Raw genomic sequence first — 25,963 nt, 5'->3', positions numbered from 1 at the left:
AATAAACACTATTTTTACTTTTTTAAAATCCATCGCATGAAAAAAATAATTATTTTATTACTTATTTTAACAACCAATATTGGCTTTTGCCAAATGAATTATAAAGAAGTTTGGAGCAGTTTAATACCAATGTATGATAAACCTATAAAACCTTTTACAGCCTCACGTAAAGTTTTAAGCACTCCTTTTGTTGCCGAAGTAAACAAAAATAACGGCAATTTATATGTAGTTAGCGAAAAATTTGATGAAATAATTGAATACAATAGTAAAAATTCCAAATCAAAACTATATTATAAATTTCCGCATAAAGATAACGGTACTCAAATCACACAAATTAAATTCGATTCTAAAAATAATTTAATCATTACAGGTAAAACAATAACTTCTGGTCTGTATACAACAAATGCGTTTAGTAAAGAAATTGATTCTAATTTTAATAATGGATATACTTTTGTAACTAAAATTAACAACGATGGCACTTTAGCTTGGTTCACTTATTTTTATGAAATCCCTGCAAACAGCCAAGCATTAACCATTGATAATGAAGACAATATATACATTTTAAACACCCAATTAAACACCAACACTTTAAAACCTTGTCATTTTCAACCAACTGGTGATTTATCTACACATACCAAATACCAAGATGTTATTACAAAATTAAACCCTGATGGAACACACGTTTGGAGTACCTTTTATGTTAAAGATCAATCTAAAATCAATGCCATAATGGCAGCATCAAACGGTATTTATGTGTACGGAATGCATTTAGCCAATACAAATAAAAGTACTTATTTTGGTACAGAGGGTAGTTTTTTACCTGTTACTAGTTCAAATATAAATAGTACGGCGAGTATTTTTATTTCGAAATTTAGTTTTGATGGAAATCGTTTGTGGAGTTCGTATTTTGGAAACGTTAAAACTTTTGTTCCTTTTAGCTTTGACAACATCAATCAAAATCCAGCAAATATGACCGTAATTGGTGATGATGTGTATTTTATTTGTTTACATAACAACAGTATTTTAAATAATATGAAAAATTTAGCTACTGCAAAAACACTTCTTGAAACCCCACCATATGAATTAGAAAACCATACACTTACAAAATTTAATTCTAAAGGCGAAAGAGTTTTTACAACTTATTTACCTTTTTACGGATTTTTATATAACTCACTAGATAACAACAGTTTATTTTTAAGTACTACTGTAAATAATAAAAACTTAAATTTACCAGTAATTGAAAATAAAAAAGCACTTCAGCAAAATCATGGTGGTTTAAACGATGTTTACACCTATTTACTTTCTGTAGACGGTACAAAACAACTTTACAATACTTTTTTGGGTTACGAAGCGAACGAAACAGGATTTAGCATTCCTACCTTAAACGGTTTTTATACTATAGGACACGCAAGCAATTATCAATCAGAAAAAAGTCCTTTTGCTTCCAAAAAAGATTCTATTTCAACATTTACTCCAGATTCTTTTGGTAGTTATAAAGGCAATTTTATACGATTTTTTAAATCGAAATAGCATAAAAAAACAAGAGGCTGTCTTTTCGGACAGCCTCTTGTTTTTTTTATAATTTAATTTTATTTATGCATTTAAAATAGCAGCGATACCTGGTAAAGTTTGTCCCTCAAGCATTTCAAGCATAGCACCACCTCCTGTTGATACGTAACTCATTTTACTTTCTAAACCAAACTGTTTTACTGCCGCAACAGAATCGCCACCACCTACTAACGAAAAAGTTCCAGCATCGGTTGCATCAGCAATAAAATTCCCTAATGTAATGGTTCCCGAAGCAAATTTTTCCATTTCAAAAACACCTAACGGTCCATTCCACAAAATAATTTTAGAATTCATTATTACCTTATTAAACATTTCTAATGTTTTAGGTCCAACGTCCAATCCTTTCCAACCAGCAGGTATTTCATTTGCGTTTACAACTTGCGTATTGGCATCGTTTGAAAAAGCATCTGCAGCAACTACATCAACAGGTATATGAATTTGTACGTTTTTAGCTTTAGCTTTTTCTAAAATTTCTAAAGCCAATTCCATTTTGTCGTCTTCAACAATAGAGTTTCCAACTTCGCCCCCTTGTGCTTTTATAAATGTAAACATCATTCCACCACCAATAATCATGTGATCAACTTTATCTAAAATATTTTCGATAATTGTTATTTTCGATGAAACTTTTGAACCTCCTAAAACTGCAGTTACTGGTTTATCTGTAGAATTTAAAACTTTATCAATACTTTCAATTTCTTTTGCTAACAAAAAGCCAAAACATTTATTATTAGGAAAAAATTTTGCAACGATAGTTGTTGATGCATGTGCGCGGTGTGCTGTTCCAAATGCATCATTTACATATACATCACCTAATTTAGATAATTGTTCAGCAAAATTTTCATCGCCTGCTTCTTCTTCTTTATAAAAACGTAAATTTTCTAATAAAATAATATCGCCTGCTTGGGCATTTGAAACAATTTTTTCTACTTCATCTCCAACACAATCGTTTACAAAAGTTACTTTTTTACCTATAACTTCTTCTACTTTTGATGCGATATGTTTTAACGAAAACTTATCTTCAGGACCATTTTTAGGGCGACCTAAGTGAGACATCAATATTGCAATACCGCCGTCATTTACAATTTTGTTTATAGTAGGTTTTGCAGCTACAATTCGATTGTCATCAGTAACCTGAAACTGTTCGTTTAAAGGCACATTAAAATCTACTCTTATTATGGCTTTTTTGTTGTTGAAGTTAAAATCGTTAATTGTTTTCATTTATTTTTAAAAGTTGAATTGTTTTATTTGGCAAATATACAATTTTGTGCTTTTATTTTGTTTCTATTTATAAAAAAACCGAGCATTACATTAGGTAACACTCGGTTTTTTAGGTATTTATTAATTCAATTTTATCCTACATTTCTACAATAATAAACTCAGATCTGCGGTTTGCTTGGTGTTGTTCTTCGGTACATTTCACTCCGTCTGAACATTCGTTTACCAATTGGCGTTCGCCATAGCCTTTGGCTGTTAAACGCGATGCGCTTATTCCTTGGGCTATTAACCATGCTCTGGTTGATTTCGCTCGATTATCTGATAATTTTTCGTTGTATTTAAACGGCGCTCTACTATCGGTATGCGAACGTATATCTATCTTCATCGTTGGATACTCTTCTAATACCGCTAATACTTTGGCTAATTCTGCCGCTACATCCGGACGTATATTATACTTGTCTAAATCAAAATAAATTGGATTTAAGTTTAATAATAACAGTTAAATTATCCTTTCTGATATGATTTTCAAAAGCTGTTTCATTAATTATATCTCTCATTTATTCTATATAATTTGCTTTACTCTTTTATTTTTTTATGCTGTCACATACTTAATAATTGCTTCTTTATGTTCTTTGCCAATTTCATCAAAAATCTTCTCAAAAACTTCAAATAATAATTCAGGAGTTGTATTTGATATTTTTTGATAATGCATTTCTTCAAAAGGTGAGGTATGATGACTATCATCATTAATTTGTGAAATTAATGCACTAAAAATTATTCTCTTAGGCTCTTCAGGAGGTAAATCATTTATAATATTCCATTCAATATTATCTAGTCTAGTAAAATTCAAATAGCTTTGAATAATACGTCTCATTAAATTACTTATTACAATGTTCATGTCATTATTAGAAGAACTTTTAAGAGTGTACAAACCTTTCCAAAGTAAATTATAATCACTATTGATATTGTTTTTATGTAATTTAATTACAGAGCTTTGTTGATTAATCTTGGTAATTTGAAAATAATTTAAGTCATTACAAAGTTTATTATTACTCCCTTGTACAAAAGTAACTTCCTTAAAAAAATATATGTTATGACTTAACACATAAACTTGCTCAATATTAGGTAATGCAAATTCATTATGGTTGGGACTTTTACCTTTCTTCTTTACTAATTCTCTAATTAAAGTTGTTACCAAAAAAAGCACTTGGCTGTCTAAACTTGAAACAGGGTCATCAATAACAATAATCTTTTTTTTGTCTTTTTTGCTCTCATCATCAGTTAATATACATAATTGATAGAAGTACAAAAAAGAAATAAAATTCTTTTCTCCTTCACTTAAAGTTTTGAAAACAGAATCATTGTAATTTTCTCTTTTTAAATAATATTGAGTAATGTTATTTTCTGTAGTTTTTGGTGCAATTTCAAAACCTGATAAACCACTACTCCTAAGAATTGTATTTATATTATCTTTTGCAATTTCTGTATTTACTGTATTTTCTTTATTCTCATCTATGATTTTTTCCGAATTAGCTATTTTGTCATTTATATAAACTTTAAGTCTATCACAAGCTTTAATTCTATTATTTAATTTTGAAATTTCTAAATCTGCATCATCTATTATACTTTTAGATTGAAAAGCTAATCTTTCCCAAATTTCAGTATCTAGCTTAGATTTATTTGTTACTATATTCTCAAAAACACTATTATTTAGTTTAATATCATTTATAATTTTTTTCAAATTGGTTTTAAATTCAAGAATAGAGCGCAAAGACTTTTTCTCATTAGATTTTTCTAACTTTACTCTAAAAGTCTTTTCATTGTCATAAATAAAATCTTTGAAATCAGCTATCAATTCATTAATAGCAGTACTATTTATCTCATTTTTAACTGCATTAAAATTCTCATTTACAGATAAAATTAAATCAGAATATTCATTTTTAAGATTTTCAATTTCATTGATTTTATTTTTATAATTTATGTCAAAATAATCATTGAATTTTTCAATAATCTCTTTATCAATAGTATCATTTTGACAAAATGGGCATTTTTGTTTTTCAAGAGTTAGATTAATATATCCTGTACCCTCTTCAACCCATTTTTTTATTCCTAATGAATTAATTAAATCTGCAATATCAACATCATTGTTTCCTATTATTACTTCCTGTAAAATATTATTTATCTTAGATTCTAGCTTTCTGACTTTCTTGTATAAAACTATATCAATATTTGAATTTATTTTTTTTAATTCCTTTTCATAAAGTAAATTATAACTATTCAGCAAATCATTAAATGAATGATTCTTTTCTTTATTATCTTTTAGAAGTTTTCTAATTTCACTCAAATGATTAGCACTATTTCCAGAATGTTTTAAACTTAACTTTGAAAAACTTTCATTGTATGGATTTCTTTTTTTAAAACAATCTTCTTTTAATTTTTTCTCTTTATCAGAAATGTCTTTTGAAATTTTAGCTCTCTCAATAGTAAGTTTATCTTTTAAATACAGCTTGTATTTATCAATTAAATTCTGCTCTTTTTCAATAATTGTATCAATAATTGCATTTTTTTCATTTAGTGAAAAAATTCCATTAAGAGAATCTTTATCAATGAAATTCCTTTTAATAAAATTTTCATCATAAACTAGAATTTCATTTTCTATTGGATTATAACCATTCTGATTACAATTAGAGATGTTTAAAAATCTCTCATCTTCATTTAAACTTAAATTGTACAAATACTTTGCAATTGTAGATTTACCACTACCATTATTACCAAAGAAAAAATTTAATTTTTTTAATTCTGGAATAATGACCTCATTTTTGTAACTAGTAACTCCTTTAAGTTTTATTTCTGTAATCATACTTCTACAACCTCTTTAAAACTTCAATTATTGTATTTGCTGTATAGCAATCTTCTACATTTTTAGTTTGAAAAACCATAAAATACTTGTATTTCTCTCCTGATTTTTCAGCCCAAATTTTGCCTAATTTATTTTTATCCTTACTATCATCATTATCCAAATGGTCTCCCTTAGTTTCTATTAAAACAATGTTCCCTTTTTGAGTGTAAATGATAAAGTCAGGGTAGTGGTCTCTATAATATCCATTAATAAAAAAGCCTTTACCACGTGTTAAGTTTCTGTGCCAAAATACTATGTTTTCCATTGTTGCAATGGTCATAATCATATCTTGTTCAAATCCATTCATAGTATCTTCACGTTCATATAATGATTTCCCAATTGCAGTACTCAAGTTGATAGGGTTAATACTTTCACTAAATGAAAAATTCTCTTTTACAAAAACCTCATTAGAATCAAGTAATATCTTAAATCTTTCTTTTGAATATGCAGAACTTAAGTCATTGATTTTGTTTTTAATTTTCTGAATATAGATAAATTCATTATTGATGATATCTCTAATTTGGTCATTTGATAAACTTTCAAATACTCTACCTACATAACGCTTTAAGTCATGCTCTGATATAGGTGTCATATCACCTAATTTGCTTACAATAAATTTACTTACATCTTTAATCTGGTTTTCTTTTGGTTTAGACAAAATAGTATCTACCAATATATTTTTTGCTCTTTGTGAAACTTTATTAGCTGTTGCAGTTCCTTTGCTACTATCAAAATCTACAGAATAAATCTCAGCTGAAATTTCATCAAAATTAATTTTAGTATCACACTCTAGCAAGTTGAAACCTTTGAGTAAACTATTTTTGTTTAGTAAATAATCACTTTCTGTAAGTTCTTCAAATAAAATATTTTGAGCTAATTCATCTGTTTCAGTCTTTAAGAAAAATTGAGGTAATACAATAGTTTTTGTAAAAGATTCAAATTGTTTATCTATTACATATCTTTTTGGAGTTTGCTTCATAACTTCTGTAAAAAAGGTGGTATTATCATCAATCTCTATGCTGTTTACTTTTTCTTCAAAAACTTTACTCTCTAATACAGCTTTTTCAGTAATATGTCCTATAACTGTTATATTATTTGTATAGCTTTCTAATGTAACCTCTTCATCAGGGTTAAAGTCAATAGCATTTATATTAAAATCATCATCAGATTTAACTTCTGTTACAACAGGATTTTCAAACAAATCTTGTTGTAAAATTTCTTCATTAGTTAATTTTGGTTCTGGTAATTCCTCTGCAAAATAATCTTCTTTAGAAAATCCAGCATCTTGTAATCCTTTTACAATATTGTCTAAGGTATCATTGAATCTAGTAGATGCAGTTAGTACAAATGACATATTTAATAAAGGACTATTATGTTTGGTTACATAAGGCTGTCTTAAAACTCTACCTAAAATTTGTTCTACTTCTACAGGAGAAGATTTGTCAGCTAAAGATGCTAATATGTATGCATTAGGACAATCCCAACCCTCTTTAAGTGCATTTACAGTTATTATATATCTAACAGGACAATTTCTATCCATTAGATTAATTCCTTTTAACTCATCAATACCACTAACTTTGATTTTGATTTGTTCTTCTGGTATTCTTAACTTAACTAATTGCTCTTTAATTTTTTGAAAAGTTGTATTATCCTTTCCTTTGATATTAGATTGAGCCTGAAATAAAATGATTGGTCTAATATATTTTCCTGTGATAGTTTCTTCTTCTTTGGCTAATAATTCTAGTTGTCTTTGAAGATGTAATGCACTATTGATAACTTCTTCTTTCTTGTGATGATTATATACTACTACAGGCAATTTTACCATATGCTCTTGCTTTAATTTTAAAGTACTAACAAAACTGATAATATTACTGTTCTCCTTTGGTGTAGCTGTTAAATCCAAAACTAAAGAGGGGTTTAAGTTTTTAAGCATTTCCACACTCAAATCACTTTCTGCATTGTGGCTTTCATCTACAATTACAATAGGATTTAAACTTCTTATAACATTGATTAAAGCAGTTTCATCTGTATCTTCAAGTACTAAATCTTTGTTTATAATAGTGTCTCTAAAAGCTTCTAAAGCACCATTTTCTTGAAATATCTTTCTGTCTTCTTTTTTAGCTTTATCAATTCGTAAACTACTAAAATTCAAAACAAAAATATTCAATTGCTCTGTTGCAGAAGTTGGATTAAAATTTGCTCCTTGTAATAGTTGGTCTTTTTGATATACTTCAACTTTATGACTAAACAAACTATTGATTTTTTCCCTGTAAGGATGACTTGAGTTATTCAAATTATTATAAGTTTGTTGTAGCAAATTACTCCAAGGCACAAGCCAAACCACAGCTTTTGCATTTCCTTGATTGAAAAATTTATTTATAGTGTACAAGGCATTACAAGCTATGAAAGTTTTACCACCAGCAGTTGGAACTTTTACAGCAATATGTACTGCTCCAAGAATATTGTCTTTGTAAGGTTTCATTCCTGTTTGAGTAAGTGGATTATACGCACCCACTCTGTCAGTCCAAAACTCATTAAAAGCTTTAGCTGGATTGGTATGTTGTTGTAGATAAGAAAGGTAATTTTCTAAATCTTTTATTACGTCTTGTTGGTATGGCTTTAGCTCCATTTTTATTTTTTATTTAATTTCTTAATTTCTTTATCAAAATCAGAAATTATTTTTTGAGTTTTATTAAAAACCTCATATTCTTTTAATGCTTTTTTATCTGCTTGTATTTTTGATACTTTACCTTTGCCTTGCAAAATTTTATAATCATTAAAGTTTAAAAATTTGTTCACACTTTCAGCTAAACCTGCCATGGTAAATGTGTTTTCTCGTTCTATTAAACCTTCAATATAATCAAAATAAGAGGTTACAGTTCTTTCTAATTGCTTAATTTCTTTTTCTTCTAAGTAATTTTTAGCAATTACGACATCTTGTTTTAAGACCCTACCATCTGGACTGTTTTTCCAAGTGGTAAGTCCCATTTTATCTGCTTGCTTATTGGCTTTGCTATAAATAATTTCAGCAGCTGTTTTACCTGTAATGGCAAAATGAAACTTATTCTGAATCATAGCATAAAAGTTTTTGGTAATTTCTGAATTCTTATCATAATCAATACAGCATTCAGCAAAAATATCGGTAACTTGTTGGTAAATTCTTCTTTCACTGGCTCTAATAGAGCGAACTCTTTGTAAAAGTTCTTTAAAGTAATCTTTACCAAAAAGTGCATTTCCTTGTTTTAGTCTATCATCATCTAATACAAACCCTTTTATAATATATTCTTTTAAGGTTTTGGTTGCCCAAATTCTAAATTGTGTAGCTTTTGTAGAATTTACACGATATCCAACTGAAATAATAGCATCAAGGTTATAATAATTTGTTACATATTTTTTCCCATCTGATGCAGTTGTTTCCATTTTGGAAATAACTGAAGTTTCAATAAGCTCTCCTTCTTCAAAAATATTCTTAAAGTGTTTGCTAATTGCTGGCACTTGCACTCCAAATAATTCTGCTATAGCTTTTTGAGTTAACCAAACAGATTCATTTTGAAGTAAAACATCAACTCGTACTTCTCCACTTGGAGCAGTATATAAAATAAATTTATTTAAGTTTTCTTCCATATCTAAAACCTTGTTATATCTCTAGGTATTTTTTTGAAAATAATGTGATATTTACTCATTAGTTTTTCATCTAACAAACAATTATCTGCATAAATTATATACTGCTCTGCTTTAGTTTTTAATTTTCTTAAAAAACTTTCATCTAATGTGGTCATAGCATTTGCATCATAATAGAAATAGTAAGCAGTTTGCTCTTTTAATCCAAGTAAGTATTGTTCCTCTTGCTTTGTATAACTAGATTTTGTTTCTGAAAACCACACATACTCATGAATTTTTTCTATGCCAATGGCTTCATTTAATAAATCATTTTCTAAAAATATAGGTTCTCCTAACTCATAAAAACTAAAATGGCCACCTGTTCCCTCTATAGGTTTAGCTTCTGTACCATAACCCTTAATTACTCTTTTTACTCTTTCAGCTGTAATAGTGCTGGCATAATTCTCCATTTCAATTAAAATGAATTTCCTGTTACCTCCATCTTGTTTGTTTAGGTTTAAAACAGCATGAGCTGTTGTGCCTGAACCTGCAAAAGAATCGAGGATTATAGAGTTTTTATCAGTTGATATTTCTAAAATTCTACCTATTAAATTTACTGGTTTTGGTGTGTCAAATGGAATATCTTCGTTATGGAATATCTCTTTTAGTGTTTTATTCGCATCTCTTGTAGTTCCTACATCTTGACCAAACCAAATTGTTTCAGGTGCTCTTCCTTCAACATTTGTCAAATAAATTTTTCTTACAATATTAGTTTCATCTTTATTGAAGAAAATCTCTTTTGTTTCAATCTTTTCATTTAAAGTTTCTTTACTCCATCTCCAACCATTTTTTGGAGGTTTAATTATTTTACCTGAAGGAGTTTGAATATCATAAATTAAATTAGGTCTATATAATGCATTTCTAACATCACCTGTTCTCCATTTTCCTCTTGGGTCATTGTCAGGATTTGAATAAGCTTTGTTATGTTCATCTGTTCTTTCTAAATTTCCAAGAATAAAACTTGTGTTTTTTGAGTAAACTAAAGTATGATTATGATGTATTGAAAATTTCCCAAGATAACCTTTTGGTTGTATGCTATGTTGCCAAATTACATCATTTAAAAAATTATAAATACCAAAAATCTCATCACAAATTAGTTTCAAGTTTGCAAATTCATTATCATCCAATGAAATAAATATTACACCATCATCAGCTAATAATTTATGAAGTAACTTTAATCTGGGGTACATCATACACAACCACTTGTCATGCCTAGATAAATCTTCACTTTCTTTTCCAACAACTTGTCCTAACCACTTTTTAATTTTAGGGTCATTTACATTATCATTATAAACCCAGCCTTCATTTCCTGTATTGTAAGGAGGGTCAATATAAATACACTTTATTTTGCCCTCATATTGTGGTAGCAAACTCTTTAAAGCTTCAAGGTTATCTCCATGAATAATTTTGTTTTCACTATGAACCACCCCGTCCTGCGGACACCCCTCCAAAGGAGGGAAATTAAAAGTGTGTTCTGAACCATTGCTATACGTATATTGCTGTTCTAAAACTTTATAAGGTACATCTTGATGATGGTTAATTACTTTGTCTTTTCCTATCCAATTGAGTGTTGGCATATATGTTAAATTTTAAAATGCTAAATGTACTACATTTTTTTAATTTTTTTTTTTGTAAAAAATTTAGCCCCAACTGTTTTATACAAACGCAAGCCTCCGCACAAAACACCCCCGCCACTTCTAAAACCCACTAAAACTTGTAGCAAAAAACATATTTCTTAAAGTAACGGACATCACAAAGAAGAATTTGTTCTACAAAAAAACCTCCTAAAAAAGGGAGGTTAAACTATTATATAATATGTTCTTATTTTTTTAAGACAAAACTGCCTTAATACGTTTAAAAGCTTCAATTAAAACATCTTCGCTAGTTGCATATGATAAACGAATACAATTTGGATTACCAAAAGCCGCACCTGTAACTGTGGCTACATTTGCATATTCTAATAAATACAACGCTAAATCATCAGCATCTTTTATTTCTACGCCATTAAGTGTTTTACCAAAAAAGTACGATACATCGGGAAAAACATAAAAAGCACCCTCGGGCATATTTACTTTTAAGCCAGGGATATCGTTTACCAACTGCATAACTAAATCTCTACGCTTATGAAAAGCATCAACCATATAATTAATTTCAGAAGGATTAGCATTTAAAGCCGCAATTGTTGCGCGTTGTGCAATTGAATTTGCACCACTAGTTACTTGTCCTTGTAATTTTGTACAAGCTTTTGCAATAAATTCAGGTGCGCCAATATAACCAATACGCCAACCTGTCATAGCAAATGCTTTTGCAACACCATTCACTGTAATGGTTCTGTTTAACATACCTGGTAACGAACCAATACTGCAATAACTACCTGTAAAATTTATGTGTTCGTAAATTTCATCAGAAACCACATAAATTTGCTCATGCTTATTTAAAACTTCAACCAATACAGTTAGTTCTTCTTTGCTATAAACTGAACCCGACGGATTACATGGCGAACTAAACCACATCATTTTTGTTTTAGGAGTAATGGCTTGTTGAAGTTGAGCTGCTGTCATTTTAAAATCAGAATCAACTGTTGTAGGTACAACCACTGGAACACCACCTGCCATTTTCACAATTTCGTAGTAACTTACCCAATAAGGTGCAGGTAAAATTACTTCATCGCCATCATTTATCATGGCTTGTGCAATGTTGTATAATGATTGTTTAGCACCTGTTGAAACCACAATATTTGCAGGTTGGTATTCTAAATCATTATCGCGTTTAAACTTATTAATAATGGCATTTTTAAGTTCTAAATAACCATCAACAGGCGGATAGTTACTCCAATTTTCATCAATTGCTGTTTTAGCAGCTTCTTTAATAAAATCGGGCGTATTAAAATCGGGTTCGCCTAAACTTAAACTAATAATATCTTTACCCAATGCTGTTAATTCGCGGGCTTTAGCTGCCATAGCTAATGTTTGTGAAACAGATAAATTATTAATTCTATCTGATAACGCGTTTGCACTCATTCCTTTTATAATTTATAACTTCAAAGGTAATTATTATGATGCAAATAATCGGAATGTATTTTTAATAATTAATAAAAATTAACTCATTACAAATTAAATATTCTGCTTTTACAAAACTAAAACTGTACTTTTGTAAAAAATTAAAGTTTATGGATGAAATTTTAGCACAATTTCCTAATTTAACTGAAACACAAATAAACCAATTTCAGCAATTAAACGATTTGTATCAAGATTGGAACGCAAAAATAAATGTAATATCAAGAAAAGATATTGATGAATTGTACACCAAACACGTTTTACACTCGTTAGGCATTGCTAAAATAATGATGTTTAAACCAAATGCATCGGTAATGGATGTTGGTACAGGTGGCGGTTTTCCGGCAATACCTTTAGCTATTTTATTTCCCGAAACTAATTTTTATGCAATTGATGTTATTGCAAAAAAAATTAAAGTAGTGCAAGAAGTTGCTGCTGCTTTAAACCTTAAAAATTTAAAAGCCGAACAAAAAAGAGCCGAATTGGTTACTGAAAAATTCGATTTTATTGTGAGTCGCGCAGTTACAAACATGCCTGATTTTGTATCGTGGGTTAAAGGCAAAACCAAAAAACAATCGTTACACGATTTAGAAAACGGAATTTTGTATTTAAAAGGTGGCGATTTAACAGAAGAACTTAAAGATTTCCCTAAAGCTACACTTTATAACTTAAGTGACTTTTTTTCGAACGAATTTTTCGAAACTAAAAAAGTCGTGCATTTACCTTTAAAATATAAGGTTTAAATGATACTTTAATAACTATTTTAAAAAAAAAAGGGGCAATTGTAACATATGTTACTGCCACCCTTTTTTTTACAAACTACTTTTGCCCTACTTAATACAATAGTATGGCAACAAATATATTAGGCTATTTTTTAGCCACTTTAGTAGGTATCTCTTTAGGCTTAATTGGCAGTGGTGGATCAATACTTACGGTACCCATTTTAGTATACATTATAGGTGTTAACCCTATTTTAGCAACAACTTACTCACTTTTTGTTGTAGGCAGCACCGCTTTAATAGGTGGAACAAGAAACGCACTTCAAAACACCGTAGATTTTAAAACCGTTTTTATTTTTGGTGTTCCATCCATTGCAGTTGTTTACCTTACTCGTACCTTTTTACTACCAATAATTCCCGATTTAATTTTTACAACAGCTCATTTTCAATTTACAAAAAACATTGCTTTAATGGTTCTATTTGCTGTTGTAATGATTTTTGCTTCAACAGCAATGATACGTCCATGTATAAACTGCAATAACACATCAACCATACCCCCTCAAATAAATTATATTTACATTTTAATACAAGGCATTTTAGTGGGGGTTTTAACAGGTTTAGTGGGGGCTGGTGGCGGCTTTTTAATTATTCCAGCACTAGTTTTATTTGCAAAAATGCCCATTAAACAAGCTGTAGGAACATCGCTATTCATTGTGGCTATAAATTCACTTTCGGGCTTTTTGGGCGATGTATTTCACAACCAAAACATCAACTGGTACTTTTTAATTCCATTTAGTTTGTCATCAATTTTGGGGTTATTCGTAGGAATGTATCTTTCAAAAAAAATAAATGGAAATAAACTTAAAACAGCATTTGGGTGGTTTGTTTTAATAATGGGAATTTACATACTTTTTAAAGAAATTTTTAAATAAACTAACTTATGTAACTAATGTTACTGTACACAAAATCAACAAGTAATACTTTTGAAAAATAAATTATAACAATACAATTAATTATGAAAATAGAACAAATTTATACAGGATGTTTAGCACAAGGTGCTTATTATATTGAAAGTAATGGCGAAGCAGTAATTATTGATCCATTGCGAGAAGTACAACCCTATATTGAAAAAGCTACTAATGATAACGCTAAAATAAAATATGTGCTAGAAACTCATTTTCATGCCGATTTTGTGAGCGGACATATTGATTTAGCTGAAAAAACAGGAGCAAAAATTGTTTTTGGCCCTACTGCAAAACCAAATTTTAACGCTTACATTGCAACAGATAATGAAATTTTAAACGTTGGTAATATTCAAATAAAAGTAATACATACACCGGGTCATACAATGGAAAGTACTTGCTACTTGCTAATTGATGAAAACGGTAAAGAAACCAGCTTATTTACGGGCGACACCCTTTTTATTGGCGATGTTGGCAGACCAGATTTAGCACAAAAGGTTGTGGCCGATTTAACCCAAGAAAAACTAGCTAGCCATTTATATGAATCACTTCATAGTAAAATTATGCCTTTGGCTAATGATATAATAGTATATCCGGCACACGGAGCGGGTTCTGCTTGCGGTAAAAACATGAGCAAAGAAACCACCGATACATTAGGCAACCAAAAACAAACCAATTATGCTTTACAACCAATGAGTAAAGCAGATTTTATTGAAAAAGTTTTAGACGGATTAATGCCTCCACCTGCTTACTTTCCTGAAAATGTTTTAATGAATATTAAAGGATACCAAAGTATAGACAAGGTTATAAACAAAGGAACTACTGCACTAACATCAACCGAATTTGAATTAATTGCAAACGAAACCAATGCGTTAATTTTAGACACACGCGATGCCCAAATTTTTGCAAAAATGTTTATTCCTAATAGTATAAATATAGGTAGTAACGGTAGTTTTGCTCCTTGGGTTGGCGCATTAATTACCGATATTAAACAACCTATTTTACTTGTTACCGATGAAGGTAAAGAAGAAGAAATGGTTACTCGTTTAGCACGCGTTGGTTATGAAAATACACTTGGCTATTTAAAAGGTGGCATTGATGCTTGGAAAAAAGCAGGAAAACTAACAAACACAATTAAATCGATAACAGCTAACGAATTGGCAAATATTCTAGATAAAAACCCAAATACAAACATTTTAGATGTTCGTAAAAAAAGTGAACATTTTTCTGAACACGTAATAGGATCAGAAAACATTGCCTTAGATTATATAAATCAAGAACTTAGCGCTATTGATAAAAACAAAACTTATTATGTTCATTGCGCGGGTGGATACCGTTCTATGATATTTATCTCAATTTTAAAAGCACGTGGTTACGATAATTTAATTGATGTACAAGGTGGCTTTTCAGCCATAAAAGCGTCAGAAAAATTTCAAATAAGCAATTTTGTTTGTCCAAGTACTATGTTATAAATCTAAAAATTCTATAAAAATGTTTCAATTCATAAAAAACTTAGTCGATTCTAACGATTCAAATCTTAAAGAAGTTCTTTCCTCATCAAATGTATTTTTGGTTGATGTTCGCACACCTGAAGAATTTGCAAGCGGTAGCGCAAAAAAAGCAGTTAACATTCCATTAAATCAAATAGTTGATCAAATAAATTCATTTAAAAACAAAAACAACATTGTGGTTTTTTGTCGCAGCGGAAACAGAAGCAACATGGCCAAAAATATTTTAAAACAAAACGGAATTGCAAATGTTACAAACGGTGGCAGTTTACAAAATGTTTTAAAAAATATAAATTTTTAAAAAATCTAATCAATTTAATTGCACACTAATTAAAAACAACTAAATTTGCATCATTGAAAACAAAAGTTGTTTTCGGGGTGTAGCGTAGCCCGGTCATCGCGCCTGGTTTGGGACCAGGAGGTCGCAGGTTCGAATCCTGCCACCCCGACACTAAATACCCGCCTTTTTAGGCGGGTATTATTTTTATAAGTAATTCCAAACAATAAGTTTACTATTTTATAAATTTAAGTACATTTGTAAAAACATTATTAAAATGCTTATAATTGGTATTGCAGGTGGCACTGGTAGCGGCAAAACTACTGTTGTTCACCAAATTATGAATGAATTACCTGAAACGGAAGTAGGTATTATTTCTCAAGATTCGTACTACAAAGCAAACGATCATTTGTCTATGGATGAACGTGCTTTAATTAATTTTGACCATCCAAGGGCTATTGATTTTGATTTGTTATGTACGCATTTACAAGATTTAAAAGCTGGCAAAAGCATAAACCAACCTGTTTATTCATTTGTTCATCACAACCGTACCGACGATTATATTTTAACCCACCCAAGAAAAGTTATGATTGTGGAAGGTATTTTAATACTTACAAACCCTGAACTACGCAATTTGTTTGATATTAAAATATTTGTTCATGCCGATTCTGACGAACGATTAATTAGAAGACTTAAACGTGATATTGCAGACAGAGGCCGTGATATGAACGAAGTGCTTAACAGATACCAAACCACCCTTAAACCAATGCATGAACAGTTTATTGAACCTTCAAAAGCATATGCAGATATTATTATTCCTAACGATAAATACAACACTGTTGCAATTGATATTGTTCGCACGGTTATAAACAAAAAAATAAACGATTAAAATGAAACAACAAATTGCCGCTTTATTGGTTAAATATCCCTTTTTAAAATGGGTTACTAATAGATTTGTATTGGTTTCATTATTCTTTATAATTTGGTTGCTGTTTTTTGATACTTATGCTTTTTTTGACCACAGAGCTATTAATAAAGAAATTGAAAAACTAGAAAACAACCGCGATTATTATCAATCTGAAATAAAAAGCGACAGTAAAAACATAAAAAAAATGTATCGTAAAGAGGAAGTTGAAAGATACGCCCGCGAAAAATATTACATGAAACGCGAAAACGAAGACATTTACATTATCGACACCGATAAAGAATACCCTACAAACCAACCTATTAACTAAACTAAAAACTAAAACTAAAAACTAAAACTATGTTATTTAACCAGTTTGAAAAAGTAACATCAAAACAGTGGAAAAACCAAATTCAATTTGAATTAAAAGGCGCGGATTATAACGAAACTTTAGTTTGGGAAAGCTTAGAAGGTATTAAAGTTAAACCCTTTTACCACAACGATGATGATACGGTAACTACTAACATAACTACTACAAATACCAATTTTGCAATTGTACAAGAAATTTATGTTCATAATACAGAAAAGTCTATTGCAAAAGCTAACGAAGTTTTAAAACGTGGTGCCGAAAGCATTCGATTTATTATTCCAAACAACGAAATAAATGTAGTACAGCTAATTAATCAAATACAAAACACACCAAAAGCGGTTTACTTACAGTTTTTATTTTTAAACCAAGAAACCATTTTAGCGGTTGATACCGAAGCTGCAAAATTACCTTTTGAAGTTTTTATTTTGGTTGATCCAATTCATCAATTGCTATTTGATGGTAATTTTTACAAAGATGGAACTACCGATTTTGAAACTTTAAATCAAATCAACAATAAAGTACAAAATTGCAATTGGTTAACTGTTAATGCTACAACTTACCAAAACGCTGGTGCAAACATGGTGCAACAAATTGCTTATACACTTGCACATACCAACGAATATTTAAACCGCATTAGTACTTTTAACAAAAACATAACAATACAAGTTGCAGTAGGTGGTAATTATTTTTTCGAAATTGCCAAGCTACGTGCTTTGCGCCTTACTTTAAACGCTTTAGCAACCGAATACGATAATACTATTAGTTTTCATATTATAGCAAAACCAACCTTACGCAATAAAACCATATACGATTACAACGTAAACATGCTACGCACAACTACCGAATGTATGAGTGCAGTTCTGGGAGGTGCTAACGCTGTTGAAAACATTGCGTACGATGCTATTTTCCATAAAACCAACGAATTTGGCGATCGTATTGCTAGAAATCAGTTGTTAATATTAAAAGAAGAAAGCTACTTTAATAAAGTAAACAATCCTGCCGATGGCGCTTATTATATTGAAAATTTAACACAACAATTAGCCGAAAAAGGATTGGATCTTTTTAAAGATATCGAAAAAAATGGCGGTTTAATTACGCAATTAATCGAAGGTACCATTCAACGAAAAATAACCGAAGCTGCCACTAAAGAACAAGAATTATTTAACCAAGGTAAAGAAGTTTTATTAGGCACCAACAAATATCCAAATTTACAAGATAAAATGGCAAACGATTTAGAGTTGTATCCTTTTGTAAAAAACAACCCTCGTAAAACATTAATATCACCTATCATTGAAAAACGCTTAGCTGAAACAATAGAGCAAGAACGTTTAGAAAATGAAAAAAATGCCAAATAATGAGAAAAAACATACAAAATATACAATTACCAAATCAAAAGCAAACAGTTGCAAACAACCCTAATAGTTTTGAAACTGCCGAAGGTATAAACGTTAAGCAAACGTACACTTTTGGCGATATTGAAAATTTAGAACACATTGGTTTTGGCGCTGGTTTTGCTCCAAATTTACGTGGCCCATACGCAACTATGTACGTGCGTCGCCCTTGGACTATTCGTCAGTATGCAGGTTTTTCTACTGCCGAAGAAAGCAACGCTTTTTACCGTAGAAACTTAGCCGCTGGGCAAAAAGGCTTATCGGTTGCCTTTGATTTAGCAACGCATCGCGGGTATGATTCTGACCATGAACGTGTGGTAGGTGATGTTGGTAAAGCAGGTGTTGCTATTGATTCGGTTGAAGATATGAAAATTCTTTTCAACCAAATTCCATTAAACGAAATGTCGGTTTCTATGACCATGAACGGTGCAGTATTGCCCATTATGGCCTTTTATATTGTAGCTGCAAAAGAACAAGGTGTTGATGAAAAACTGCTGTCAGGAACCATTCAAAACGATATTTTAAAAGAGTTTATGGTGCGTAACACCTACATATACCCACCTACTCCATCAATGAAAATTATTGCCGATATTTTTGAATACACCAGCAAAAATATGCCTAAATTCAATTCCATTTCTATATCGGGTTATCATATGCAAGAAGCAGGCGCAACAGCCGATATTGAATTAGCATACACCCTTGCCGATGGTTTAGAATACGTGCGAACAGGTTTGGCTGCGGGCATGAAGGTAGATGATTTTGCACCACGTTTATCGTTTTTCTGGGCAATTGGTATGAATCATTTTATGGAAATTGCTAAAATGCGCGCTGGTAGAATGATTTGGGCTAAATTATTAAAACAATTCAATCCAGAATCTGATAAATCGTTAGCATTGCGCACACATTGCCAAACAAGCGGGTGGAGTTTAACCGAACAAGATCCTTTTAACAATGTAGCACGTACAGCTATTGAAGCGGCTGCAGCTGCTTTTGGTGGAACGCAATCATTACACACTAACGCTTTAGATGAGGCAATTGCTTTACCAACCGATTTTTCGGCAAGAATTGCTCGTAACACACAAATATTTTTACAAGAAGAAACCAAAATATGTAAAACGGTTGATCCTTGGGCTGGTAGTTTTTACGTTGAAAGTTTAACAGCTGAAATTGCAGAAAAAGCTTGGAAGTTAATTGAAGAAGTAGAATCGTACGGAGGAATGACTAAAGCAATTGAAGCTGGCATTCCTAAAATGCGCATTGAAGAAGCTGCAGCTCGTAAACAAGCCCGAATAGACTCGGGTCAAGATACCATTGTAGGGGTTAATAAATACCGCTTAGAAAAAGAAGATCCTTTACAAATTTTAGAGGTAGACAACCAAGTGGTACGCCAACAACAAATAGAGCGTTTAAACACCTTAAAAACAACACGTAATACCAACAAAGTAACCCAATGCTTAGCTGCTTTAACAAATGCAGCTAAAACCGGCGAAGGTAACTTATTAGCATTAGCAATTGAGGCTGCTAAAAACCGAGCTACATTAGGTGAAATTTCCGATGCATTAGAAACCGTTTTTGGTAGATATAAAGCACAAATTAAAACAATTAGCGGCGTGTATAACAAAGAAATTAAAACCGATGAAAACTTTGCAAAAGCAAAACAACTTGCTGACGATTTTGCAAAACAAGAAGGACGTCGTCCGCGTATTATGATTGCTAAAATGGGGCAAGATGGACACGACCGTGGTGCTAAAGTAGTAGCTACCGGTTACGCCGATGTTGGTTTTGATGTAGATATGGGACCTTTGTTCCAAACCCCTGCCGAAGCTGCTAAACAAGCCGTTGAAAACGATGTGCATGTACTAGGTGTTTCTTCTTTAGCTGCTGGTCATAAAACGTTAGTTCCACAAGTAATTGAAGAATTAAAAAAATACGGCCGTGAAGATATTATGGTTATTGTTGGAGGCGTAATTCCAGCACAAGATTATCAGTATTTATTTGATGCGGGTGCAGTTGCTGTTTTTGGTCCAGGTACTAAAATTGCCGATGCAGCCATTACTATACTAAATGTACTGTTAGATAACGAATAATAAAAAATCTCCTAAATTAGTTTTTAGGAGATTTTTTTATTTAATTAACAGGATAACCTTTATTTATCCAATCTACTTTTATGTTTTTAGGTATGTTTAAAAGTTTAGTATTTTTATAACCCATGGCAATTAAACTTTTAAATGCAGGACGTATGTTTGGACATTTTTCAAACGGACAACATCCGCAATACAAAACCACTTCCTTGTCTTTTGGTACTTTGCTTAAGTAATTTATAAGCTTTTCTCTATTTCCTTTATCTTGTACAGGGCCTAAATTAAAAGATCCTTTAATTACCGCATCAGGGCCAATGTTAATAACAACCGTTTGGCTCATTTTATTTTGATTTATACGGGCAGCCAAAACTTGTGTACTTAAAAGTTGCTTCGGTGTCCAAGGATCTAAAAAGTTTTGAGCTTTCATTCCCAAAAAACTCAAAAAACAAATAAATAATAAAATAATTTTTTTCATACAACAAATTTTAATTAATCACGCATACTATCAAAAAACTCTTCGTTTGATTTTGTGTTTTTAATTCGGTCATGAATAAAAGTAATAGCTTCTACTGGGTTCATATCTGCTAAAATATTGCGCAAAACAACCATTTTACTATTAGTAAAACGATCTTGCAACAAATCGTCGCGGCGTGTTGAAGAGGAAGTTAAATCAACAGCTGGGAAAATACGTTTGTTTGCAATTTTACGATCTAACTGCAATTCCATATTACCAGTACCTTTAAACTCTTCAAAAATAACATCGTCCATTTTAGAACCCGTATCGGTTAATGCTGTAGCTATAATTGTTAGCGATCCGCCGTTTTCTATATTGCGGGCAGCACCAAAAAAACGTTTTGGTTTTTGCAACGCATTAGCATCTACCCCACCCGATAAAACACGACCCGAAGCTGGCTGAACTGTGTTATAAGCACGTGCCAAACGCGTAATTGAATCTAATAAAATAACTACATCATGTCCACATTCTACCAAGCGTTTTGCTTTTTCAAGTACCATATCGGCTAATTCAACGTGGTAACGTGCTTCTTCGTCAAAGGTCGACGCTACTACTTCTGCCCGTACATTGCGTTGCATATCTGTTACTTCTTCAGGGCGTTCATCAATTAACAAAACAATTTGGTAAACTTCCGGATGATTATCTGCTATAGCATTAGCTATCTCTTTCAACATCATAGTTTTACCCGTTTTAGGTTGCGCCACAATCATACCACGTTGCCCTTTACCAATAGGTGCAAATAAATCGATAATACGTGTTGAAAGTCTAGAATTATTGCCTGATAAGTTGAATTTTTCTTTAGGAAATAACGGTGTTAAATGCTCAAATGAAGGGCGATCGCGCACCTCATCGGGTTCATGACCGTTAATTTTTGTAATTCGAACCAATGGAAAATGTTGTTCATTCCCTTTGGGTGGTCGAACAATTCCTTTAATAGTATCGCCTTTTTTTAAACCGAACAAACGTATTTGTGATTGTGAGATATAAATATCATCAGGCGATTTGCGGTAATTGTAATCAGACGAGCGTAAATAACCGTGTGAACCACCATCTTTTGGCACTTCTAAAACACCCTCGCATTCAATAATACCTTCAAATTCGTAATCAGGATCACGGTAATTTTGCTTTTTTTGATTTTTATTTCTGTTTTGATTTTGATTGGTATTTTGCTTTTCGGTTTCAGCTGGTATTTTTTCTGTAGATTCTTTTTCAGTTTCTGCAACCGTTTCTAAAGGTAATTGTTCTTGCGTTTCTGTAGCTTGGGTTGCTTTTTTACGCTGCTTATTTGGGGTTTGTTTAGGTGAATTGGTTGGTGTATCCTCAATTACCTCATCAACTGTTGGCTGTGTTGTTGTTGGCTCAGGTACTGTATTAACCTCTTCTGTTTCAACATCATCAGCTGTAGTTTGTATTCTTTTTCGTTTTTCCTTTTTTTGGGGCGTTGCAGTTTCGGTAGCAGTTGTAGTTACTTCTTCTTCCTTAAAACTAGCTTGTAGCTTTAAAATGGCATCAATCAATTCTTCTTTTTTAAGATTGGTTTTTGCGATACCAATTGTTTTTGCTATTTCTTTTATTTCGGGCAATTTCATGCCCTTTAACACATTTTTGTCAAACATATATTATGACGTTGTTGTTGATATTAATTTTTTTTTGAGATATTGCTTAAAAGAAAGTTTTTCTGATAAGTTAGAAAGGTCGAACAATGAAGAAGTTACGATTTTCTAATGCAATATTACAATATTTTTTTTAATAAGCGTTATTTTTAAAAAAAATTAGTGTTACTTTTGTAAACAAATCAATAAAAAATGATTCAAAGAATACAAACCATTTATTTAGCGTTGGCATTTATTGTTTCGGGTGTTTTATCATTGGTTTTTCCGTTATGGAAAGATGCCAATGGTGTTGATTTCCGTGTGGGGCAAAATACAATGTACACGTTATTGTTTGGTTTAGGTGCTGCATTAAGCATTATTTCTATTTTTTCATACAAAAAAAGACAAACTCAATTTGTTTATAACAGATTGAACATGATATTGAACTTTATATTACTAGGATTATTTGTGTATCAATCGCTAAATTTATCTGGAGAAACTTTGGTTTCAGAGAAGGGTATTGGGATGTTTCTTCCTATTGTTTCTATCATTTTGTTGGTGTTAGCTAACAAAGCCATTAAGAAGGACGAAGATCTTGTAAAATCTGCAGATCGTATACGATAAACCTTACATCTTAGTTTATTAGTGCGTTAAAAAATCCGACCAATGGTCGGATTTTTTGTTTAATAGTACTCTTTTATTTTTTCTATTACCTTTTCATTATTTTGGGATTTATTGTATTTTAAAACAATTTCTAATATCATTTTTGATAAATCTTCATATTTTTTAATTGGCATATTTCCTGGTGAAACTTTTTGTAATGTTTGATTAGAAAACACAAATAAGGTTTCTAAATGCAATCCGTCTCTTGCATATCCTTCATTTGTTTTTTTAAAATCAATGGAATTAAATATCTTTACAAAATTGTCAAGCTTTTTTAAATCTACATCTTCTATTTTAATCACAAAAGGTTCAACAATTGCAATATTTGGATTAAACAGATCTTGAGGCGGATATACACAAATAAGTTTATCATCAAAATCAATTAAAACATCAATTGGATTAGAAAACGCAGGGAAATAGCTCATTGATAAAATCCTTAAATTATATCTAAACTCTTTATTATTCGTTTGCATTATTCTTTCTTTACTCTTTAAATTTTCCGTACAACCAAATAACAAAAATGACATTACCAAAATCAACAACCTCATACATTTATTTTTAATAATTAAATATAAACAAAAAACCTCAAACTTTTCAGCTTGAGGTTTTTCGCATTTATGAAAAAATTAAATTATTTTACTTCTTCGTATTCTACATCTTGTGTAGCATCGCCAGCTTCTTGGTTTGGTTGTGCTTGTTGTGCACTACCTTGTTGCCCTTCTGCTTGTGCTTTGTACATTTCTTCAGAAGCTGCTTTCCAAGCTTCGTTTATTTTATCTAAAGCTGGTTGAATAGTTGCTAAATCACGTGTTTCATACGCTTTTTTCAATTCATCTAATGCACCTTGAATAGCTGTTTTGTTACCCTCAGATAATTTATCACCAAACTCTGACAATTGCTTTTCAGTTTGGAAAATCATACCGTCAGCCTCGTTTAATTTATCAGCAGTTTCTTTAGCTTTTTTATCGCTTTCTGCATTTGCTTCTGCTTCTTTCTTCATTCTTTCGATTTCTTCTGGAGTTAATCCTGAAGATGCTTCAATACGGATATCGTGTGATTTTCCCGTTCCTTTATCAGTTGCAGATACTTTAATAATTCCGTTAGCATCAATATCAAAAGTAACTTCAATTTGAGGTACACCGCGTTGTGCTGGTGGAATACCATCTAAGTGAAAACGACCAATTGTTTTATTATCGTTTGCCATTGGGCGCTCACCTTGTAAAACGTGAATTTCAACCGATGGTTGGTTATCTACAGCTGTAGAAAACACTTGTGATTTTTTTGTTGGAATGGTTGTATTTGCATCGATTAACTTTGTCATTACACCACCCATTGTTTCAATACCTAATGATAGCGGAGTAACGTCTAACAACAATACATCTTTTACATCGCCCGTTAATACACCACCTTGAATAGCTGCACCAATTGCAACAACTTCATCTGGATTTACCCCTTTTGAAGGTTTTTTACCAAAGAATTTTTCAACTTGCTCTTGAATAACTGGTATACGTGTTGATCCACCTACTAAAATTACCTCATCGATATCGCCTGTTGATAAACCTGCGTCTTGTAATGCTTTTTTACATGGTTCCATTGAACGACGTACTAAATCATCGGCTAACTGCTCAAATTTTGCACGTGTTAACGTTTGTACCAAGTGTTTTGGTCCGGTAGCAGTAGCTGTTACGTACGGTAAATTAATTTCGGTTTGAGCAGATGAAGACAATTCAATTTTTGCTTTTTCAGCTGCTTCTTTCAAACGCTGTAATGCCATAGGATCTTGACGTAAATCTACACCTTCTGCTGCATTAAATTCATTTGCTAACCAATTGATAATAACTTGATCAAAATCATCACCACCTAAATGCGTATCTCCGTTTGTAGACAATACTTCAAAAACGCCATCGCCTAATTCTAAGATCGAAATATCAAACGTACCACCACCTAAATCGTACACCGCAATTTTTTTGTCTTGTCCGCCTTTATCTAAACCATAAGCTAATGCAGCCGCAGTAGGTTCGTTAATAATACGCATAACTTCTAACCCTGCAATTTGTCCTGCTTCTTTAGTAGCTTGGCGTTGTGCATCGTTAAAATAAGCTGGTACTGTAATAACCGCTTGCGTAACTGTTTGGCCTAAATAATCTTCGGCTGTTTTTTTCATTTTTTGTAACGTCATTGCCGATAATTCTTGCGGCGTGTATAAACGTCCATCAATATCAACACGTGGCGTATCGTTATCACCTTTAACAACATTATATGCTGTATGTGTTAATTCGTTTTGTACACCAGAAAATTTTTCACCCATAAAACGTTTAATAGACGCTATGGTTTTTGTTGGGTTAGTAACTGCCTGACGTTTAGCTGGGTCACCTACTTTAATTTCACCACCTTCTACAAATGCAATTACAGATGGGGTTGTTCTTTTACCTTCTGCATTTGGAATTACCACCGCTTCATTACCTTCCATTACAGCAACACAAGAGTTGGTAGTTCCTAAGTCAATTCCAATAATCTTACTCATATTTTTTATATTCTTTATTTTGTATTTATTTTTTTGTGATTGTATCACGCTTAGCTAAT

General features: G+C 31.4%; 20 protein-coding genes, 1 tRNA gene and 1 pseudogene. 11 read left to right on the top strand and 11 right to left on the bottom strand.

Annotated elements, in window-relative coordinates:
• Nucleotides 1–36: 36 nt before the first annotated feature.
• Nucleotides 37–1,530 carry a hypothetical protein gene (locus tag P3875_RS00375; protein WP_303444285.1) on the top strand — a complete coding sequence of 498 codons (1,494 nt, stop codon included), beginning with the start codon at nucleotides 37–39 and terminating at the stop codon, nucleotides 1,528–1,530.
• A 63-nt stretch (nucleotides 1,531–1,593) separates the two neighbouring features.
• Here P3875_RS00375 and P3875_RS00370 read toward each other — a convergent pair whose 3' ends face one another.
• From P3875_RS00370 to P3875_RS00340, 7 genes and pseudogenes are all read right to left on the bottom strand, one after another.
• On the bottom strand, nucleotides 1,594–2,787 hold the full coding sequence (locus P3875_RS00370) for a phosphoglycerate kinase (protein ID WP_303444284.1): 1,194 nt from the start codon (nucleotides 2,785–2,787) through the stop codon (nucleotides 1,594–1,596).
• 136 nt (nucleotides 2,788–2,923) lie between these two features.
• Nucleotides 2,924–3,274 (bottom strand): annotated as a pseudogene (locus P3875_RS00365) (OmpA family protein); the annotation flags it as partial.
• A gap of 102 nt (nucleotides 3,275–3,376) precedes the next feature.
• A complete protein-coding gene (locus P3875_RS00360) occupies nucleotides 3,377–5,644 on the bottom strand; it encodes an AAA family ATPase (protein ID WP_303444283.1) in 2,268 nt (755 codons plus the stop codon).
• Nucleotides 5,645–5,648: 4 nt separating this feature from the next.
• Nucleotides 5,649–8,312, bottom strand: coding sequence for a DEAD/DEAH box helicase (locus P3875_RS00355; RefSeq protein ID WP_303444282.1), 2,664 nt, complete (start codon nucleotides 8,310–8,312; stop codon nucleotides 5,649–5,651).
• A 2-nt stretch (nucleotides 8,313–8,314) separates the two neighbouring features.
• Nucleotides 8,315–9,307 carry a virulence RhuM family protein gene (locus tag P3875_RS00350; RefSeq protein ID WP_303444281.1) on the bottom strand — a complete coding sequence of 331 codons (993 nt, stop codon included), beginning with the start codon at nucleotides 9,305–9,307 and terminating at the stop codon, nucleotides 8,315–8,317.
• Between the two features lie 2 nt (nucleotides 9,308–9,309).
• The gene (locus P3875_RS00345) at nucleotides 9,310–10,920 is read right to left on the bottom strand and encodes a site-specific DNA-methyltransferase (RefSeq protein WP_303444280.1); all 1,611 of its coding nucleotides are present in this window, start codon (nucleotides 10,918–10,920) and stop codon (nucleotides 9,310–9,312) included.
• Nucleotides 10,921–11,172: 252 nt separating this feature from the next.
• Nucleotides 11,173–12,363: a pyridoxal phosphate-dependent aminotransferase gene (locus P3875_RS00340; protein ID WP_303444278.1), complete on the bottom strand. Its 1,191-nt coding sequence runs from the start codon at nucleotides 12,361–12,363 to the stop codon at nucleotides 11,173–11,175.
• Nucleotides 12,364–12,512: 149 nt separating this feature from the next.
• On the opposite strand from P3875_RS00340, the gene rsmG reads away from it, so the two are divergent.
• From rsmG to scpA, 9 genes are all read left to right on the top strand, one after another.
• Nucleotides 12,513–13,142 carry a 16S rRNA (guanine(527)-N(7))-methyltransferase RsmG gene (gene rsmG / locus P3875_RS00335; RefSeq protein WP_303444277.1) on the top strand — a complete coding sequence of 210 codons (630 nt, stop codon included), beginning with the start codon at nucleotides 12,513–12,515 and terminating at the stop codon, nucleotides 13,140–13,142.
• 104 nt (nucleotides 13,143–13,246) lie between these two features.
• Complete coding sequence (locus P3875_RS00330; RefSeq protein WP_303444276.1) at nucleotides 13,247–14,050, top strand: sulfite exporter TauE/SafE family protein; 804 nt, start codon at nucleotides 13,247–13,249, stop codon at nucleotides 14,048–14,050.
• Nucleotides 14,051–14,133: 83 nt separating this feature from the next.
• Nucleotides 14,134–15,552, top strand: coding sequence for an MBL fold metallo-hydrolase (locus P3875_RS00325; protein WP_303444275.1), 1,419 nt, complete (start codon nucleotides 14,134–14,136; stop codon nucleotides 15,550–15,552).
• Nucleotides 15,553–15,571: 19 nt separating this feature from the next.
• On the top strand, nucleotides 15,572–15,889 hold the full coding sequence (locus tag P3875_RS00320; RefSeq protein WP_303444274.1) for a rhodanese-like domain-containing protein: 318 nt from the start codon (nucleotides 15,572–15,574) through the stop codon (nucleotides 15,887–15,889).
• A 73-nt stretch (nucleotides 15,890–15,962) separates the two neighbouring features.
• Nucleotides 15,963–16,037, top strand: a tRNA-Pro gene (locus P3875_RS00315).
• Nucleotides 16,038–16,142: 105 nt separating this feature from the next.
• A complete protein-coding gene (udk, locus tag P3875_RS00310) occupies nucleotides 16,143–16,754 on the top strand; it encodes a uridine kinase (protein WP_303444273.1) in 612 nt (203 codons plus the stop codon).
• 1 nt (nucleotide 16,755) lies between these two features.
• Nucleotides 16,756–17,100, top strand: a complete 345-nt coding sequence (locus P3875_RS00305; protein ID WP_303444272.1) for an FtsB family cell division protein — start codon at nucleotides 16,756–16,758, stop codon at nucleotides 17,098–17,100.
• Nucleotides 17,101–17,129: 29 nt separating this feature from the next.
• On the top strand, nucleotides 17,130–18,494 hold the full coding sequence (locus tag P3875_RS00300; protein ID WP_303444271.1) for a methylmalonyl-CoA mutase subunit beta: 1,365 nt from the start codon (nucleotides 17,130–17,132) through the stop codon (nucleotides 18,492–18,494).
• Complete coding sequence (scpA, locus tag P3875_RS00295) at nucleotides 18,494–20,617, top strand: methylmalonyl-CoA mutase (RefSeq protein WP_303444270.1); 2,124 nt, start codon at nucleotides 18,494–18,496, stop codon at nucleotides 20,615–20,617. The genes P3875_RS00300 and scpA overlap by 1 nt, the downstream gene beginning before the upstream one ends.
• Before the next feature lie 40 nt (nucleotides 20,618–20,657).
• Here scpA and P3875_RS00290 read toward each other — a convergent pair whose 3' ends face one another.
• Nucleotides 20,658–21,086: a rhodanese-like domain-containing protein gene (locus P3875_RS00290; RefSeq protein WP_303444269.1), complete on the bottom strand. Its 429-nt coding sequence runs from the start codon at nucleotides 21,084–21,086 to the stop codon at nucleotides 20,658–20,660.
• Between the two features lie 14 nt (nucleotides 21,087–21,100).
• Nucleotides 21,101–22,714 (bottom strand): transcription termination factor Rho, encoded by a 1,614-nt coding sequence (gene rho, locus P3875_RS00285; protein WP_442930320.1) that lies wholly within the window; start codon nucleotides 22,712–22,714, stop codon nucleotides 21,101–21,103.
• Between the two features lie 216 nt (nucleotides 22,715–22,930).
• Between rho and P3875_RS00280 the strand changes: the two genes are divergently transcribed.
• Complete coding sequence (locus P3875_RS00280) at nucleotides 22,931–23,341, top strand: DUF4293 domain-containing protein (RefSeq protein ID WP_303444266.1); 411 nt, start codon at nucleotides 22,931–22,933, stop codon at nucleotides 23,339–23,341.
• A 59-nt stretch (nucleotides 23,342–23,400) separates the two neighbouring features.
• Here the strand turns inward: P3875_RS00280 and P3875_RS00275 are convergent, their stop codons facing one another.
• Together P3875_RS00275 and dnaK are read right to left on the bottom strand one after the other, a co-directional pair.
• Entirely contained in the window at nucleotides 23,401–23,928 is a 528-nt protein-coding gene (locus tag P3875_RS00275; protein WP_303444265.1) for a hypothetical protein, read from the bottom strand.
• A gap of 83 nt (nucleotides 23,929–24,011) precedes the next feature.
• Nucleotides 24,012–25,904 carry a molecular chaperone DnaK gene (gene dnaK / locus P3875_RS00270; RefSeq protein ID WP_303444264.1) on the bottom strand — a complete coding sequence of 631 codons (1,893 nt, stop codon included), beginning with the start codon at nucleotides 25,902–25,904 and terminating at the stop codon, nucleotides 24,012–24,014.
• Nucleotides 25,905–25,963 lie beyond the last annotated feature (59 nt).

The sequence above is a fragment of the Myroides sp. JBRI-B21084 genome, from assembly GCF_030545015.1.
Lineage (GTDB): Bacteria > Bacteroidota > Bacteroidia > Flavobacteriales > Flavobacteriaceae > Flavobacterium.
This window is presented reverse-complemented; position numbering and strand designations above follow the sequence as displayed.

Coding starts and splice junctions, on each gene's coding strand:
- dnaK (WP_303444264.1), bottom strand. CDS start 25,904: ATGAGTAAGATTATTGGAATTGACTTAGGAACTACCAACTCTTGTGTT.
- P3875_RS00305 (WP_303444272.1), top strand. CDS start 16,756: ATGAAACAACAAATTGCCGCTTTATTGGTTAAATATCCCTTTTTAAAA.
- udk (WP_303444273.1), top strand. CDS start 16,143: ATGCTTATAATTGGTATTGCAGGTGGCACTGGTAGCGGCAAAACTACT.
- P3875_RS00355 (WP_303444282.1), bottom strand. CDS start 8,312: ATGGAGCTAAAGCCATACCAACAAGACGTAATAAAAGATTTAGAAAAT.
- P3875_RS00350 (WP_303444281.1), bottom strand. CDS start 9,307: ATGGAAGAAAACTTAAATAAATTTATTTTATATACTGCTCCAAGTGGA.
- P3875_RS00320 (WP_303444274.1), top strand. CDS start 15,572: ATGTTTCAATTCATAAAAAACTTAGTCGATTCTAACGATTCAAATCTT.
- rsmG (WP_303444277.1), top strand. CDS start 12,513: ATGGATGAAATTTTAGCACAATTTCCTAATTTAACTGAAACACAAATA.
- P3875_RS00290 (WP_303444269.1), bottom strand. CDS start 21,086: ATGAAAAAAATTATTTTATTATTTATTTGTTTTTTGAGTTTTTTGGGA.
- P3875_RS00280 (WP_303444266.1), top strand. CDS start 22,931: ATGATTCAAAGAATACAAACCATTTATTTAGCGTTGGCATTTATTGTT.
- P3875_RS00300 (WP_303444271.1), top strand. CDS start 17,130: ATGTTATTTAACCAGTTTGAAAAAGTAACATCAAAACAGTGGAAAAAC.
- scpA (WP_303444270.1), top strand. CDS start 18,494: ATGAGAAAAAACATACAAAATATACAATTACCAAATCAAAAGCAAACA.
- P3875_RS00325 (WP_303444275.1), top strand. CDS start 14,134: ATGAAAATAGAACAAATTTATACAGGATGTTTAGCACAAGGTGCTTAT.
- P3875_RS00340 (WP_303444278.1), bottom strand. CDS start 12,363: ATGAGTGCAAACGCGTTATCAGATAGAATTAATAATTTATCTGTTTCA.
- P3875_RS00370 (WP_303444284.1), bottom strand. CDS start 2,787: ATGAAAACAATTAACGATTTTAACTTCAACAACAAAAAAGCCATAATA.
- P3875_RS00330 (WP_303444276.1), top strand. CDS start 13,247: ATGGCAACAAATATATTAGGCTATTTTTTAGCCACTTTAGTAGGTATC.
- P3875_RS00375 (WP_303444285.1), top strand. CDS start 37: ATGAAAAAAATAATTATTTTATTACTTATTTTAACAACCAATATTGGC.
- rho (WP_442930320.1), bottom strand. CDS start 22,714: ATGAAATTGCCCGAAATAAAAGAAATAGCAAAAACAATTGGTATCGCA.
- P3875_RS00345 (WP_303444280.1), bottom strand. CDS start 10,920: ATGCCAACACTCAATTGGATAGGAAAAGACAAAGTAATTAACCATCAT.
- P3875_RS00275 (WP_303444265.1), bottom strand. CDS start 23,928: ATGAGGTTGTTGATTTTGGTAATGTCATTTTTGTTATTTGGTTGTACG.
- P3875_RS00360 (WP_303444283.1), bottom strand. CDS start 5,644: ATGATTACAGAAATAAAACTTAAAGGAGTTACTAGTTACAAAAATGAG.